Annotated in this window: 20 protein-coding genes, 1 tRNA gene and 1 pseudogene; 5 read left to right on the top strand and 17 right to left on the bottom strand. The window is 42.5% G+C overall.

Annotated features, from left to right (window positions below; genetic code table 11):
- Nucleotides 1–155 precede the first annotated feature (155 nt).
- The gene (locus ACFIK2_RS06550) at nucleotides 156–308 is read right to left on the bottom strand and encodes a hypothetical protein (protein WP_375607050.1); all 153 of its coding nucleotides are present in this window, start codon (nucleotides 306–308) and stop codon (nucleotides 156–158) included.
- A 176-nt stretch (nucleotides 309–484) separates the two neighbouring features.
- Between ACFIK2_RS06550 and ACFIK2_RS06545 the strand changes: the two genes are divergently transcribed.
- A tRNA-Thr gene (locus ACFIK2_RS06545) sits at nucleotides 485–559 on the top strand.
- Nucleotides 560–1,233: 674 nt separating this feature from the next.
- Here the strand turns inward: ACFIK2_RS06545 and ACFIK2_RS06540 are convergent.
- Nucleotides 1,234–1,407 carry a hypothetical protein gene (locus ACFIK2_RS06540; protein ID WP_375617965.1) on the bottom strand — a complete coding sequence of 58 codons (174 nt, stop codon included), beginning with the start codon at nucleotides 1,405–1,407 and terminating at the stop codon, nucleotides 1,234–1,236.
- Between the two features lie 254 nt (nucleotides 1,408–1,661).
- Nucleotides 1,662–1,805: a hypothetical protein gene (locus ACFIK2_RS06535; RefSeq protein WP_375653631.1), complete on the bottom strand. Its 144-nt coding sequence runs from the start codon at nucleotides 1,803–1,805 to the stop codon at nucleotides 1,662–1,664.
- Nucleotides 1,806–2,647: 842 nt separating this feature from the next.
- Here ACFIK2_RS06535 and ACFIK2_RS06530 point away from each other — a divergent pair.
- Together ACFIK2_RS06530 and ACFIK2_RS06525 are read left to right on the top strand one after the other, a co-directional pair.
- On the top strand, nucleotides 2,648–2,824 hold the full coding sequence (locus ACFIK2_RS06530; RefSeq protein ID WP_375633334.1) for a hypothetical protein: 177 nt from the start codon (nucleotides 2,648–2,650) through the stop codon (nucleotides 2,822–2,824).
- Between the two features lie 229 nt (nucleotides 2,825–3,053).
- Nucleotides 3,054–3,287: pseudogene (locus tag ACFIK2_RS06525) on the top strand (DnaJ domain-containing protein); the annotation flags it as partial.
- Between the two features lie 508 nt (nucleotides 3,288–3,795).
- Here the strand turns inward: ACFIK2_RS06525 and ACFIK2_RS06520 are convergent.
- From ACFIK2_RS06520 to ACFIK2_RS06500, 5 genes are all read right to left on the bottom strand, one after another.
- Nucleotides 3,796–3,933 (bottom strand): hypothetical protein, encoded by a 138-nt coding sequence (locus ACFIK2_RS06520; RefSeq protein ID WP_375633335.1) that lies wholly within the window; start codon nucleotides 3,931–3,933, stop codon nucleotides 3,796–3,798.
- Between the two features lie 224 nt (nucleotides 3,934–4,157).
- Nucleotides 4,158–4,919, bottom strand: coding sequence for a lambda exonuclease family protein (locus ACFIK2_RS06515; RefSeq protein WP_375677035.1), 762 nt, complete (start codon nucleotides 4,917–4,919; stop codon nucleotides 4,158–4,160).
- A 937-nt stretch (nucleotides 4,920–5,856) separates the two neighbouring features.
- A complete protein-coding gene (locus ACFIK2_RS06510; RefSeq protein ID WP_273790850.1) occupies nucleotides 5,857–6,045 on the bottom strand; it encodes a hypothetical protein in 189 nt (62 codons plus the stop codon).
- 2 nt (nucleotides 6,046–6,047) lie between these two features.
- A complete protein-coding gene (locus ACFIK2_RS06505; RefSeq protein ID WP_375677034.1) occupies nucleotides 6,048–6,437 on the bottom strand; it encodes a hypothetical protein in 390 nt (129 codons plus the stop codon).
- A 312-nt stretch (nucleotides 6,438–6,749) separates the two neighbouring features.
- The gene (locus tag ACFIK2_RS06500; RefSeq protein WP_273790852.1) at nucleotides 6,750–7,067 is read right to left on the bottom strand and encodes an XRE family transcriptional regulator; all 318 of its coding nucleotides are present in this window, start codon (nucleotides 7,065–7,067) and stop codon (nucleotides 6,750–6,752) included.
- A 415-nt stretch (nucleotides 7,068–7,482) separates the two neighbouring features.
- Here ACFIK2_RS06500 and ACFIK2_RS06495 point away from each other — a divergent pair, with 415 nt between their 5' ends.
- Nucleotides 7,483–8,553 (top strand): DUF1376 domain-containing protein, encoded by a 1,071-nt coding sequence (locus ACFIK2_RS06495; RefSeq protein WP_375677033.1) that lies wholly within the window; start codon nucleotides 7,483–7,485, stop codon nucleotides 8,551–8,553.
- 125 nt (nucleotides 8,554–8,678) lie between these two features.
- Here ACFIK2_RS06495 and ACFIK2_RS06490 read toward each other — a convergent pair whose 3' ends face one another.
- From ACFIK2_RS06490 to ACFIK2_RS06480, 3 genes are all read right to left on the bottom strand, one after another.
- The gene (locus ACFIK2_RS06490; RefSeq protein ID WP_375677032.1) at nucleotides 8,679–8,807 is read right to left on the bottom strand and encodes a hypothetical protein; all 129 of its coding nucleotides are present in this window, start codon (nucleotides 8,805–8,807) and stop codon (nucleotides 8,679–8,681) included.
- A gap of 110 nt (nucleotides 8,808–8,917) precedes the next feature.
- Entirely contained in the window at nucleotides 8,918–9,169 is a 252-nt protein-coding gene (locus ACFIK2_RS06485) for a hypothetical protein (RefSeq protein ID WP_375677031.1), read from the bottom strand.
- Complete coding sequence (locus tag ACFIK2_RS06480; RefSeq protein WP_375677048.1) at nucleotides 9,166–9,450, bottom strand: hypothetical protein; 285 nt, start codon at nucleotides 9,448–9,450, stop codon at nucleotides 9,166–9,168. The genes ACFIK2_RS06485 and ACFIK2_RS06480 overlap by 4 nt, the downstream gene beginning before the upstream one ends.
- Before the next feature lie 123 nt (nucleotides 9,451–9,573).
- Between ACFIK2_RS06480 and ACFIK2_RS06475 the strand changes: the two genes are divergently transcribed.
- Complete coding sequence (locus ACFIK2_RS06475) at nucleotides 9,574–11,694, top strand: toprim domain-containing protein (protein WP_375677030.1); 2,121 nt, start codon at nucleotides 9,574–9,576, stop codon at nucleotides 11,692–11,694.
- Here ACFIK2_RS06475 and ACFIK2_RS06470 read toward each other — a convergent pair.
- From ACFIK2_RS06470 to ACFIK2_RS06445, 6 genes are all read right to left on the bottom strand, one after another.
- Nucleotides 11,685–12,212 (bottom strand): hypothetical protein, encoded by a 528-nt coding sequence (locus tag ACFIK2_RS06470; RefSeq protein WP_375677029.1) that lies wholly within the window; start codon nucleotides 12,210–12,212, stop codon nucleotides 11,685–11,687. The two genes, ACFIK2_RS06475 and ACFIK2_RS06470, sit on opposite strands and share 10 nt — an antisense overlap.
- A gap of 92 nt (nucleotides 12,213–12,304) precedes the next feature.
- Complete coding sequence (locus tag ACFIK2_RS06465) at nucleotides 12,305–12,988, bottom strand: hypothetical protein (protein WP_375677028.1); 684 nt, start codon at nucleotides 12,986–12,988, stop codon at nucleotides 12,305–12,307.
- A 92-nt stretch (nucleotides 12,989–13,080) separates the two neighbouring features.
- Nucleotides 13,081–13,317, bottom strand: a complete 237-nt coding sequence (locus ACFIK2_RS06460; RefSeq protein ID WP_375677027.1) for a hypothetical protein — start codon at nucleotides 13,315–13,317, stop codon at nucleotides 13,081–13,083.
- Between the two features lie 4 nt (nucleotides 13,318–13,321).
- Complete coding sequence (locus tag ACFIK2_RS06455; protein WP_375642848.1) at nucleotides 13,322–13,645, bottom strand: hypothetical protein; 324 nt, start codon at nucleotides 13,643–13,645, stop codon at nucleotides 13,322–13,324.
- A 24-nt stretch (nucleotides 13,646–13,669) separates the two neighbouring features.
- Nucleotides 13,670–14,293, bottom strand: a complete 624-nt coding sequence (locus ACFIK2_RS06450) for a hypothetical protein (protein ID WP_375677026.1) — start codon at nucleotides 14,291–14,293, stop codon at nucleotides 13,670–13,672.
- Nucleotides 14,294–14,351: 58 nt separating this feature from the next.
- Complete coding sequence (locus ACFIK2_RS06445; protein ID WP_375677025.1) at nucleotides 14,352–14,720, bottom strand: hypothetical protein; 369 nt, start codon at nucleotides 14,718–14,720, stop codon at nucleotides 14,352–14,354.
- Nucleotide 14,721 lies beyond the last annotated feature (1 nt).

Raw genomic sequence — 14,721 nt, 5'->3', positions numbered from 1 at the left:
TGTGCCTGCCCTTCCAAAGGATTGTCCCCCTTCGGGAAGTTATGCTTTATTAATCGTTTTAGAACGCATTCTAACTATGAGAACAAATTATTGAGAAGTTTGGTTGCAAAAATTTACTAAAAAACATTTTTTTGCATTTTAGAGCTTTTTGCATTTTAGAGCTCTGGTTGTGCTCTTTTTCGGCTTTGCTCTTTTCGACGTTTCAGGTTTTGACGCAATTGTTGTGCCAATCTTTCTTGACGTCGTTTTGCTTTTTCATCTTGATGATTAATTTCATTTTGTTTTTGTTTTTGATGCATTTGTGTCATTGCGCAACCTTTTAAACAGTGTTGAGCTTCTATCCAAGCAACTCATAACCTTAAATATTTAAGCATATAAGAAACATACGTCATGACATAAGATACGTTTTCTTGCAAGAATATACAAATGTTCTCTTGCCTATTTTCTGACAATATGGCACAAGACAGCGCAAAGATTGAAAAGGGCTGCGGTAGCTCAGTGGTAGAGCACTCCCTTGGTAAGGGAGAGGTCGAGAGTTCAATCCTCTCTCGCAGCACCATTTTATTCTTCTTTTGCCTCTCTCTTCTTGCCCTTATAAGTCTTCCCTATAAGCCTAAATCTTTTCCCCCAACCTTCATCGGCTTCATCAAGTCCTCCATCCTTTAAACCATGCGTTTCAATAGCCTCAAAATCAGTAGCTTCAAAATCAATGGCTTCAAAATCAAGAGCCTCAATGACACACTTAATCTCTAAAATGCCTTACGAACGGCTTTTGAAATTGACCGCCCCCCAAAGAATATCCCCCACCCCTTGCCTCCCCCCTCTTTCATTTCTGTAAGATTGTCCCCCTATCCTTCTCTTTACCAAGCCTCACTGTTGCAACAGCTCTTGGCGCTTGAGTGCGATATAAGCATTTTTATTTTTTCAATATTTTATTTCTTGAATATTTTTCCCCACAAGCTCACCCTGTTTGTAATATGCAAACAAACGATTTTACTTGATTCAATATAAGAGCGTTTGAATAAGAAAACTAAAAACATCTCACACTATTTCGGGCTCTCATTGAAATTCAAATTGAATCTCAATAATGAATTATTATAAACTCATTGTTTGAACATATCCCATTGATACCTTTATCCGCCGAAAAACGAATAATCTTATCTTTCTAACCTCTCTATCCACCTCAAGCAACACAAGCATTCCCTCTAAAAATTAGAATAAGCTTCATCGATCTTATTCGTCATTTACAACAGATCTAACAGAGCCATTTCCAGAACCTCCTCTCAACTCAATTCCTTCCCCATTCTCCCCACCCCTTACCAAAAGCAAAAACCAAACAGTGATAAAGTCCCTCTCAATAAAGCTTTCACTAAGCCACCCCACTCTCCCATATGGCAAACATCTCATATAACAGACATCCCCATATACTAGGCATCCCATATACCAGAAAATTGATAGCCCGCCGTTTCAAAGAAGATCCCTCATTGCCAATTTTATACACTATGATTTTCCACGTGCTCTAAGCCATCCCTCTTTCAACACGCATCTTTTTTATACGAATACTTTGATTGATACAGATAGCGTTATTCCTCTTGCATAAGAGCCCCAAAAGCGAAAAGTTCTCCCCCTCTATTCTATTGAAATCAATCACCCCTCTTCGCTTACAGTTCACAAGCAGAAAGATCCGTATGGCGAGAAACTTTCCAAGAAAAGCATATCTCTTCGTAAGAAGCCTCCCAGTAAACGAGATTATGAATCGTCTCAAGAGCTACAGCCCATGCCGCAATTTTGGCAACGGGCCCCAAATAGTACCAACTTACTTTTTCATAAAGTAAGATAGGGTGCGCAATGTTTATAATCTCTGGGGGTATAATCTACGGACTTTATAATCTACGGGGCTTGACCGTTATACCCCTCACGATATTATTCACAGGCGCCAGTATGAAATTTACGAACGCCGGCATGAAATGGGTGTGAAATGAGCTTAGAGCGAGATATCTTTATTAAAACAAGTGCGTGAATGTACAACAACAAGTATATTTCATTTGGAGTATTTTGGATATTGCCTACTCCCCCCACCCTAGGACAACCATTTTGGCTACAGATCCCCTTATATTTTCTGCTGTCATACCTCCTCCAATAAGCTAAAACCCCACATATGCGGGGTTTTAGCCAGTACCACACCTTTATTTAGACACATTATGATTATTATAACCATTTTTATTAAATACGTTTTTACATATATTTTCAACACAAAAATAACACATATTGATTTATTTAACAGAAATGACTTATAAAAGCTTGTTAGAAACAAAAGCCAATAAATACCCTCTGTTTAAACACTTTATTTGCTATAGCAATAAGCACTGTTTTATTTACGCATCATACAACGAGTGGATGTACAACAGATGGTCTTTTTGTTGGAAGTACTTCTCCGATCAATTGTATTTCAAAAGAATATATAAGACAGAAAATAAAAAAGAAGCTATTAGAAAAAGAACGCGAAAGAGAATGGTTAGAGCTTGAACAATTTTCTGTTAGCGCTTGTCCAAGTGGAAAATTTCCTGTTTATTATGGCGTTTCTATTATCGATTGTGTTTCAGAGGAAGAACTAAAACAAAATCGTTTTAATAATGAAATTAATATAATGAACTTATTCCTGCAATGGTTTATCGTAGCACTCGTAATAACAACGATAATGTCTGTTCCCATAAGTTTACTTTGGCGTTTTAGATTTAAGGTTCCTGCCTGTTTATTTACAATAATGACAACCTTGGCTATTATTGCCGTCCCTTTTACATTTGATTTATCGTCTCTCTTTTAATCTATTTTTGTAAAAAAATATTTCTAAAATATTAAAAACACCCTGCATTTTTAAGCGTTTTGAACTGTATCTCCTCTCATTTAGAGACAATAGCCCCAAGTACAGCCATGCCATTCAATACGATTTTAACTATATTTCTAACATAAAAATAACACATGTTGATACATTCAAAAGAGATCAATTAAATGATCTTGTAAAATAAGAGCAATACACAAAGTGGCTGTATTTAATGATAGTCAATGAAGACGATTATTATGGAATTCTTGGTGTAAGCTACGAATGCAACGATAAACAGATAAAATCTGCTTTTCGTAAATTAGCTCTGCAATACCACCCTGATCATAATTCTAGTACCGAAGCAGAACAAAAATTCAGAAAAATTTGTGAAGCCTATGAAGTTCTTAAAGATCCTCAAAAGAGAGCTGCTTACAATCAGTTCTATCATAAAACTTTTAAAGATAATCACAAGGCTTCTGAAATTAGTAGAAACCAAGAGAACAGACGACAAGATAATACCAAGCGTGTAATTGATAGTATCGCGTATGTAATTTTCATTATTTGTGGAATAATACCTGTAATGTATTTTATAATTTTATTTTACATGGAAGATATTCTGAATAAATAAGTATAGGGTTATTAATTCTCATAAGCATAAAAGGATATTTGGTAAAGATTGGTGCATTTATCTTCGGGCTCATACTAATATCATTTATCAAATTTATATGGAGAAGTATCTATTGATCAGTGCTTTTGAAGAGCTTTAAGATCAGCCCCACAGTGAATTCACAAAATGTGGTCATTTTTGATTTTCTATAACAAGGTAGTGTAGAAAAACATAAAGATTATAATATCTCTATCCGTTCTTTCCCTATTCTCCCGTTTTCCCTACTCTTCTATTTTCTTCCACAATCCGCCCCCCAACCTTTCCCCAACGAGCCTACTTGACTCCACACAGGCTTTTTCTCATGTCCCTACATCCTTTTTCCCATATTGGCTAAAAAACGCCCCTCAAACGACTCTTTCCCAAAAAACAAAAGCACCACAAGAACCATTTCCTCTCCAATGAAAAAGCACTTGTCCGGCAACTTAGCCATCATGGGGCCTTTCATCGCGCCCCCAAACACGGCACAACACAAAAGCGGCCAGAACCGCACCCCACATCCCCTATCTCACTTCCCTAACATCTTCCCCCAAAGTACTTCCTTATCTCTCTTATTTTTCACTTGACTGCCCCTCTGAAACACCTTTTTCCATTTTCCCAAGCAATAGCTGTCACGCGAAGTCTCTCTCCCTTCAAACCCACCTGCTTTTCCGCTTACTTCTTGCCTTATGACTAAAGCTTGCCTCTCCTCAACGCTACACAAGATCCCTTCCCACCCCGTCTCATTCTCGTTTTCCCCTCCAGCATACGCCTTGTCTTCATTCCAAGCACCCTTTCTTTCCCCTCCTTCAAAGCAATTTCTGTTCTTATATGAAAACCTGTCCCAACAGATTTAATTTGCTGTACCATCTTCTCCAACGCCTCATTAAAACGGCTAATTTCATTTTCAAGTTTGCAAATATACGCTTCATCACGATAAGCCCGTTTAATCAAAGGAGGCATATCCGGCCAATAGAGCATTAAATCCACCCATTCGCGTTGAGAAATCCATAATCCCCCTTGACATTGTGCTTTATGTTCTGCTGGAAAGCCCTTTTGCATGAAATGAGGAATTAAAATTTCAGGTTTTTTTGTTTTAATTTCCAACAATCCATTTTTTCCAACAAAAGCATCGGGAGAAAATCCTTGTCCGCGATCATCAGCCAAAACAAAGCCAATACATTCAGGTTCTGTATGTGTCAGTTTCCCATAAAGCTGTCGCGCGCTTGGTTCTAATTCAGTCCCACGTCGCATAGAAAGTGTTGCCCCTTCATCAACGGTTTTTCCGGTAATTCTTTCTCCCGCCAATTTCATCATCACACTCTGATAGCGCGACGTTTTTTGCCCCTGTTTTGTTCGTGCCATAACCATCTCAAACAACGAAGCCGTAATCAAACCATTACGCACTTTCTGCCATTCCTCTGTTCCTTGAATACAATCGATAATGATTGGCATAGTATTTCTCCCCTTCATCTTTAAGGTGTTTTGTAATATATCCTCTTTAAAGCATTCACCTTTTTTTAAGCTGTTTCCCTCACACGGACTAAAGACAACAACATCCTTCAATATTGTGCCCTAAAAAAACAAAAAAACTGCTGCCCCCTCTCAACATTCCCCCCGCAGGTTTCTCAATTCCCCCAAAGAAACCCAGCCGACACCTTTTCCCCTCGCAAAGCACCTGCAATTTCTCATTCAGAAGCTCTTTTCTTCACCCCCCTCTGTCTCATATCGGCTAAAAATTTTCCCGCAAAGCTCCTCCCCCCAGGAACGAAAGCATAACGCACACCATTGTCACCACAATGAAAAAGCACTTGAGCCCATCATTGCGGTGCCCCCCCCAGCACTCAACACAAAAGCACCCAGAAGCCCCCCACGTGTCCCAATACGTCTAAACAAGCTTTAACGACCTCCCCCGTCAAACACCTCCTTCCATTTTCCAGCATGCTTTACGTATCATTCCAAGCTCCCTACTTGCGTGCCGCAAAACACAAAAACCGGCTCTTTCCCCCTTGAACGTGCCTTTTTATAGGTTGGAACCTGTCTGTACTGCTGCTTTTCTTCCCCCTAAGCCTTCATTTTTGTTCTCCAACATGCTTTCGTATCACTCCAAGTCACTGAATGACGATCTGTCCCACCATTGCCTTATCCCCCTAATGAACCAGCCGGCAACTTCCCCCACACAAGCGCCCACAATTCCTCATATATAGGCTCTTTTCTTCACCCCCCTCTGTCTCATATCGGCTAAAAATTTTCCCGCAAAGCTCTCCCCCCAAGCGGCTCCCCTAAGCTTCTCCCCTAAGCTTCCCTCCAAGAACGAAAGCATAACGTGCACCATTGTCACCGCAATGAAAAAGCACTTTGGCCCATCATTGCGGTTTCTTTTTCAACCCTGCTACTGCACGACGGAAAAATCATGGCGGCAATATTCTTCCTCCAATTTTTTTGCCATAGACTGAGCCACTTCTTGCGATATAAAAAGTATAGCGTTGTGTTTTTGTGGTTCGAGTCTGATTAAATTTCGCATATTTCCAGCATAATAAAGCGGAATCCCTTGATACGAAGTCTTGAGATAACTTGGCATGTTTACCACCAATAATCTGTCAAGACATCACATGGGCGTAAACGATGCTGTTTTTCATAAGAGCCATAGAGATTATCGTCATAATCGCACGCCACTCTTTCATTTAAAAAAGCATGATACGCTTCACTATTCAAAATGAAGGGCTGCAATTGTGTATTTTCTTCATTTATTTCATGATTTTCGACATAAAAATCCGCCATTTGTTCGGTAACATCTTCAGCATGAGAAGTTGTCAGATCGAGTCGTAAAACTCTATAAACAGTTTCACATTCTTCAATCAGTTCGAGCACTTCTTCGATTTCGTCGATTGGTCCTTCATAAGTACAAGGATTTTCCTCTTCGCATAAAACGACAATGATTTCATCCTCTTTAACGAATGAAATATTTTTCATGATTTCCCCCTTTAGATAGTTGATAAAGCATAGCCTTGTCTTGACAAGACTAAATATAGCGTTAGTCTTATCTCCTCTATAGGAGAGATGTCAACCATTTTATCCTTCATAAAAGATATATTTTAAATATCTACGGGGTTCAAATGACATATGTAAAGAAAAATCTATTATTCTTTGTTCCTCTCATGCCCCTTTGTTGTTCTCTATTTGTTCTTACAAAATTGCAATTATAAACACACAGGAGAGATAAAATGAGTGACATAATATTAATAAAACACTGGAGTCGCCTTGATTCAAAAGCACAGAAGGAAGTTATTTTGAAGCTTCGTCAATTGGTCGCCGCAAAAGAGTCAAAATCGCCTGTCTCTCTTGCGGAGAGAGTTTCGAAATAAGCTCTATAAATTCTTTATCTTCAGGGCTAGCCCCTTTCCCGTAAAGAATATAATTCATACTGATATTAATTTCGTGACAAATTCGCGAGAGAGATTCGATTGTTGGTTCTTTTCCTTCAGAAAGAATAGAATGAAGGTACCCCGCGCCTTTACCGGCAGCGAGGGAGATAGATCTTTTTGACCGCCCACTTTTTTCCAAAGCGATTCTTAATCTTTGACGCCAACCATCGATATTCATAATTTCACCATATAGCGCGTCTTTTTAAAAAAACACGTCCTTTTTATAAAACGGGCTTGCAATATCCTCTAAAAAGGATAAAATTAAGGAAACAAATTTTACTTTTTAGGGGGATTTTTTTTTATTTTTAGATCATAAAAACACTTTAACCACCCTACCGGATATAAAAGACCACCTCCAAAGCTTCTGCCCAAAAGCAAGTACGTTGAGAATGTGTGGTATTCTTTATTTTTTCCATCACCGCAATCTTAAATCGTAAGTTTGCATGCGCTTCAAGCACAGCCAATCATTTATAAGCATCGTAAAGAAGCCTCTAGTCATCATCGAACAGAGCCAAAAGCAACACAAGTTAAATCCTTATTTGAGCTTTTATCATCAATAAAAATGTATAAAAAAGAAGAAAGTAGATTGCAGTATGAAACACGCTAATCAACAAGAAACTCCTCATTATGAATCGTCTAGGCTTCCATATGTTTGTTGGTATCAAAATGACTTTCTAGGAGGTGTACGTGGGATGCGCGCACACGAAATTGGAATCTATACGATTCTTCTCAATGAAATGTATGCCCGTGGCCGACCTTTAGAAATATCGAAAGAACGTTTAGCGCGTCTTTGTGGTTGTGACAAGCGAACTTTTGTTAATGTTTTAGAGATGCTCATCCAAGAGGGTAAGATTTTAAATTTAGCCAATGGATTATGGAACAAGCGTTGCGAAAATGTTTTTCAAGAGCGTGAAAAATTGCTTGAACAAAAATCCTTTGCGGGTCGTTCTTCGGCAAAAAAACGCAAGAAAATCAATGCAGAGATGCAACAACTGCTTAACGAAAGTACAAAAGATGCTGCACAAAACTCAAAAGCTCAAAAGGCAGAAGAAAAGGAAACACCTTACGGTGTTTTAGAAAAGAAAATTTTGTTTGATGAGACAGAACCTTGTTTTTCCTGCGAAGAGAGTTTTGAACAAAGCGATCATCCATCACCCTTATCGGCTCTTGATTCACCTCTCCCTTTGCCTGCCCAAGCAGAAGCAGAGCAAAAAAACGCCTCCCCTTTAAACGCTCCCCAAGCCGAGTTCACTCCCGCCCCTATCGCACAAATTGTCACGGGGGAAAAAACAAAATCCGCCACCACTCTTCCCCCCAGCAATCTTCCTACCTCCGTCCCTCCTTCTTCCAACAAAAAAAACACAACCTCAGTTACCAAAGGGCATCGTCTTCCTGAGCATTGGCAAGCAGACATCAAGGCGGCAGTTTCAGAAGGCTTGAGTGAAAGCCAAGCCCATTGGCAAGAAAAGAAGTTTCGCGACTATTGGCAAGCCAAAGGCGGCAAAGAAGCTCTCAAAGTAGACTGGCAAGCCACATGGCGCAACTGGTTTCGCCGTGAGATCGAACGGCAAGAACAGCAAAAACAGGGAGGATCCTCATCTTTCATCTCTGAGAACAACGACACGCTTTACCGCAGTTTGATCAACTATAGCGACAATTTTTGACATCACAAAAAAAACGTATTTTTCAAGCACGCGCGGGGATAAAAATGTTTCAAAACCACAACAGCATCGGACAAAACAACACAGAACAAAACAAAAGACGGCAAAACAACAATGAAATAAGCTCTTCACACAGCAAAACGAGACAACATCGACCATTTTGCTCTCATCACAAAAGCATTTTCCCCACGCAAGGACCCCCACAGGCACCCCCCAATACACACCCCCCACACCACACCCCAACAGGACTCCAGCATGCACCACCCCCTCACAGGCATATCCACACCCACCCTTCTTGCATCATTCCTCTTTTCCACCTTCCTCCTTTTCCCAAGGCGCCACTTCCCATGCTCTTGGCAAACAGACATCAACAGAGCAGCTTCAAAAAAACTTCAATGAAAAGCAAACTCTTTGGCCCCCTCCCACACAGGCATCCCAACACATGCCCCAACATCCCCCCCCAACAGGACACTCCAGCATGCACCACCCCCTCACAGGCATATCCACCCCACCCTTCTTGCACCCCCTTCCTCCTTTCCACCTTCCTCCTTTTCCCAAGGCGCCACTTCCCATGCTCTTGGCAAACAGACATCAACAGAGCAGCTTCAAAAAACTTCAATGAAAAGCAAACTCTTTGGCAACAAACCACCCCTCCACACAGGCATCCCAACACATGCCCCCCCAACAGGACACTCCAGCATGCACCACCCCCTCACAGGCATATCCACCCCACCCTTCTTGCACCCCCTTCCTCCTTTTCCCAAGGCGCCACTTCCCATGCTCTTGGCAAACAAACATCAACACAGCCATTTCAGAAGGTTTGAGTGAGAGCCAAGCCCATTGGCAAGCCAAGAAGTTTCGCGACCATTGGCAAGAAAAGAGCGGCAAAGAAGCTCTCAAAGTAGACTGGCAAGCCCCATAGCACTACGGGACTTTACGATCAGATCAAACGGTGAGAACAGCAAAAACAGAATCCTCACCTCCCACATCTTGAGAAAAACGACAATAATATCACGAATGACCATGAGCACAATTTTTGAAATAAAACAAAAACTTATCTCACAAGCAGATAGAATAGCAGAAATGCTTCTTCCCCAAGGGCACAAACGAGGCAACAATTGGATTGTAGGCAACACACGTGGTGAAGCTGGTCAAAGTTTATCGATTTGCTTGAGTGGTAGTAAAGCAGGACTTTGGTATGATTTTGCAGAAGGCACTGGAGGAGATCTTTTAGACCTTTGGTGTGAAGTCAAAGGCATTAGCCTTTCTCAAGCCTTAGAAGAAGCACGCGCGACTCTCAATCTGACACGACCCAAACCCTTTATGGCGCCCCATCGTTCCTATCGCCGTCCACCGGTTCCTACAGGGCAGAGCCCGCAGAATCTTGTAAAAAACTATCTCCACGAAGAACGCCACATTCCTTTAGAGATTATAAAGCGTTACCGCATAGGAGAAGATGGTGAAAAAATCATTTTTCCCTTTTATAAACCCGACGGCACCCTTGCTTTAGTCAAAGAACGGCTCGCACAAGCAGGAGCCAAAACCAAACCAACAGCCTCCCAATGTGAACCGATTTTATTTGGTTGGCAAGCCCTTTACCCCACAAACTACCCCGCCACGCACACGCCCCAACAAGCATTCCAACACACACCTCAGCAGCAGGGACCCTCAACCAACCCCACCTCTACACAGGCATCCCAAAACACCGCCTCAACCAACCCCACCTCCACACAGGCATCCCAAAACACCGCCTCAACCAACCCCGCCTCTACACAGCCATCCCAAAACACCGCCTCAACCAACCCCACCTCCACACAGGCATCCCAAAACACCGCCTCAACCAACCCCGCCTCTACACAGGCATCCCAAAATACCCCCTCAACCAACCCCGCCTCTACACACACACACCAACAGGCACCATTCCCCATTTTTTCTTCAACAAACCGTATCATTGTTATCACTGAAGGAGAAATTGATGCGCTATCCTTAGCCGCCTATGGATATCCGGCAGTTTCTGTTCCCTTTGGAGGAGGCAGTGGAGGAAAACACAACTGGATTGAAAATGAATTTGATCATTTAGAATCTTTTGAAACGATTTTTTTAGCCACCGATATGGACAAGCCCGGAGAAGAAGCAGCCCGTGAGATTGCCAGCAGGCTTGGACGCCACCGTTGCTACCGTGTCCGTTTACCCCTTAAAGATGCCAATGACTGTTTAACCACAGGGATTGATAAAGCCACCATAAAAGCCGCCTTTTCCTCAGCACAAAGCTTTGCCCCAGAAGGTTTACGGCGCGCCTCAGACTATAAAGATCAAGTGATTGGGCTTTTTTGGCCAGAGCCTGAAAAACATCTTGGTTATACGGTTCCCTATCCTAAACTGAAGGACAAATTGCATTTCCGCCCAGCAGAATTAACGCTCTGGAGTGGTGCGAGTGGTGCAGGTAAAAGCCAATTATTATCAGACTGTATTCCCCATTGGATTGCACAAAAGAGTCGCCTTTGCTTAGCGTCTCTAGAAATGAAAGGAGAACAATCACTTCGCCGTTTAACCAAACAAACGGGCGGCTTAGAACAGCCTACAAAAGAGACAATTGAACGGATTCTTCATTTTTTAGACGAAGGGCTTATTCTTTATGAGCATGTTGGCAAATCAAGCGTTGACACCTTGCTTGATGTCTTTGACTATTGTCGTGCACGCTATGGCTGCGATCAATTTATCATCGACAGTCTCATGCGGCTTGGCATTGCCTCTGATGATTATGCAAGACAAGAACAAGCCGTTTATAAAATGGTTGATTGGGCTGTTTTAAACAGTGTACACATTCATCTTGTAGCCCATGCCCGCAAAGGCGGTCTGGATAAAGACATCCCCAGCACAGAAGACATTAAAGGCGCCTCAGAAATTGGTGCCAATGCCTTTAACATTATCACCATTTGGCGCAATCGACCGTTAGAAGACAAAATCTTTGCCGCTTCTCTCGCACAAGAAAAAGCAGATTTAGCCAAACGCCCTGGCGTCATTATGAATATTGCCAAACAACGTTCTGGTGATTTTGAAGGCAAAATAGGGCTTTGGTTTGATCCCCAAACCTACCGCTATCGCTGTTCTTTTGAACAATCATTCCCTCGACGTTATCTGTAATACCCCATAAACCCCACTCTCTTTAAAAACGCCTCCGCCTTCAAACGCGCACGCCTTGCTCCCACAGAAACAACAGGAAGGATAAATCCACAAATGATGAAAAACACCCAATCCTTCGCAAACCAAAGCCAGCTCAACCCTAGATTCTCTGCTCCCAGACGGAAACAAAAAAAGGTCGCTCCAACAACGGCGCAAAACACCACCCCCTTCAATAACCACAAACAACGCGTCACCACCCCATCTCGCCGCCCCCTCATATGCAAAATTAAGAACCACTCCAACAGTGCAGCAAACACGATCCCCATCAAGGACAGGAGTCCCCATGGTATGTCCATACTCTCCATCCCCCAAAGAGCTAAAAAAAGAACGACTCCTAAAATGCAATAAAACAGCACTTCCTTCAAAAAGAGGGAAACACCAAAAATACAATAAAACGCCGCCCGCCACCACGGAATATCGAAGCGCTTGGAAACTTTATAAGTACCAATAACGACAACAATAAAAAGGTAGGAAAACACCAATAACAGCAAAAAAAAACAAATCGTTCGACATCAAATACCCCTCACAGCAAGCCCATTAAAGATCACACCCATAAGACAAAAAACACCCCCTACTTTAAGAACCAAGCCCATAGAACACGCGCACGCCTTACACCCTGATAAATCAAAGGAAAAAGAAATCCAACAATAAAGGAAAACACCCAATCCTTCGCAAACCAAAGCCAGCTCAACCCTAGATTCTCTGCTCCCAGACGGGTAAAAAAAAGGATTAGTGCCAAAATGCAGCAAAACAGCACAAAATTCAAAGCACGCAACAACCTCTGTAACACCGTATCACCTTGCTCGCGTATAAAGAACCCCAAGAGCACTTTCAACAATACAGTCAAGAGCAATCCCTTTAAGAATACCGCCCTTATGCTATCCATATCCCTGACGCCCACAGCAGCAAACCACAGGATAAAGCCCATCATGCAACAAAACATGACCGCCTTTAAGAACACTTGCCCCGCAACAGGCATACTCTTGACACCCAGATGCAGCAAACCAAGGACAGTTGCAAAAATGCAAGAAAACACCGCCCCCTTCAAGAGCAGCTCCCCGTCAACAGCGCGCCTGCCCACGCCCACATAAATAAAACCAAGGTAGGTGGCAACAACGCCATAAAGCACCACCCATCTCCAAAACATCCACCCTGTAACAGAGCGACGCTTGGCAATCTTATCAAGAAAAACCAAGGCTAGAGCAAAAAAGCAGAAAAACCCCAACAACAGCCAAAACATCACATCGTTCGACATCAAATACCCCTCACAGAAAGAACATCAAAGACCATGCCCGTGGAAAAGAAAAATGCTCATTTTTTTAAGCACCATCCCAACAGTACACGCACTCACCTTATACCTTCATAAGCAAAAAAAGGAACAAGTCCAATAGTGCCCAGAAACACCTCATTGTTCGAGATCACAAACCAGCGCCCCCCCATATGCTTGGCTCCGTTATACGCCAATCCAACAACAGCTCCAACAACGCAGCAAAACACCAGCCCCTTTAAAAACATGTCCCATGCAACCACCATACACCCCGCACCCTCATAAGCAAAACCAAGGAACAACCAAAAATGCAGCAAAAGATCAATCCTTTACAAAGAATGAAATCCTAAACCCAAGACGCTTTGCCCCTAGACAAATAAGCCCAAGGATAAGACCAAAGACAATGCCAAAAAGAATGTAAAAAACCCACTTGTTTGAAAACCACACCTGAGCCAAACCAAAATGCTCAGCTTTCGCATAAACAAACTTAGAGGTCACGCCAACAAAGAATGCAAGCACCCCACCCTTAAAAAAGTCCTTCCTTGTAAACCCGAAAAACCTTATTCCCACATAAATAGAAACAAAGGCGAGAGCCAAAGGGCAGAAAAACCCCAACCACTGCCAAAACATCACATCGTTCGACATCAAATACCCCTCTCAGAAAGAACATCAAAGATCACGCCCGTGGAGAAGAGAAATGCTCATTCTTTTTAAGCCCCCCAACAGTACACGCATACACCGTATCCCCTCCAGAGCAAAAAAAGGAACAAGTCCAATAGTGCCCGTAAACACCCCATTGTTAAAGATCACAAACCAGCGAACCCCCATATGCTTGGCTCCGTTATACGCCAATCCAACAACAGCTCCAACAACGCAGCAAAACACCAGAAACCTCAAAAAAGACACCCCACGCGATATCCCCTTACCCCGCACCCTCATAAGCAAAACCAAGGACAGGTCCAGCAATGCAACAAACACCGCTCCTATCACTAAAAATTCCCACGATATATTAAAACGCTTCACTCCCTTATAAGCAAAGCCAAGAACCACTACAGCAATGGCGCAAAACACCACAGCCTTGAAAAACACGCCCCACGATACAGTTCTACTGTTTGCTCCCACCAAAATAAAACAAAAGGTCGCTCCAGCAATGCAAGAAATCACCACCCCCTGCCAAAACACCTCCCACGTCATAACCGGTCGCCCCGCATCCTCATAAGCAAAACCAAGGACCAAGCCAATAACGCAGAAAAACGCCAGCCCCTTCAAAAACATGTCCCGCGCAACCACCATACGCCCCGCTCCTTTATTAAGTAAAAATCAGAGACCATGCCAAAAATGCAGCAAAAGATCAATCCTTTTCAAAGAATGAAAGCCTAAACCCCAAACGCCTTGCCCCACGATAAATAAGACCAAGGACAAGACCAAAGACAACGCCAAAAAGAATGTTAAACACCCACCTGTTTGAGAACCACACCCAAGTCAAACCAAAGTGCTCAGCTTGCTTATAAATAAAATCAATGACAGCAGCCAAAATGAAGCTCAACAACACCATCTTGAGGAACAAACCCTTCGTTACACCACGCCGCTGCATTACTTCATAACCCAACATAAGGAAAATACCGGGAATGCCATAAAACGCCACAGCCCGTAAAAATACGCCCCACGTCATCCCCAACGCCTTCATTTCCACATAAACAGCCACAGAGACATAGGCCACA

The organism is Bartonella sp. AP88XZML, assembly GCF_042195565.1.
In the GTDB taxonomy this organism is placed as follows: Bacteria; Pseudomonadota; Alphaproteobacteria; order Rhizobiales; family Rhizobiaceae; genus Bartonella.
The sequence above is the reverse complement of the archived record's forward strand: the minus strand, read 5'-3'. Positions and strand labels throughout refer to the sequence as shown.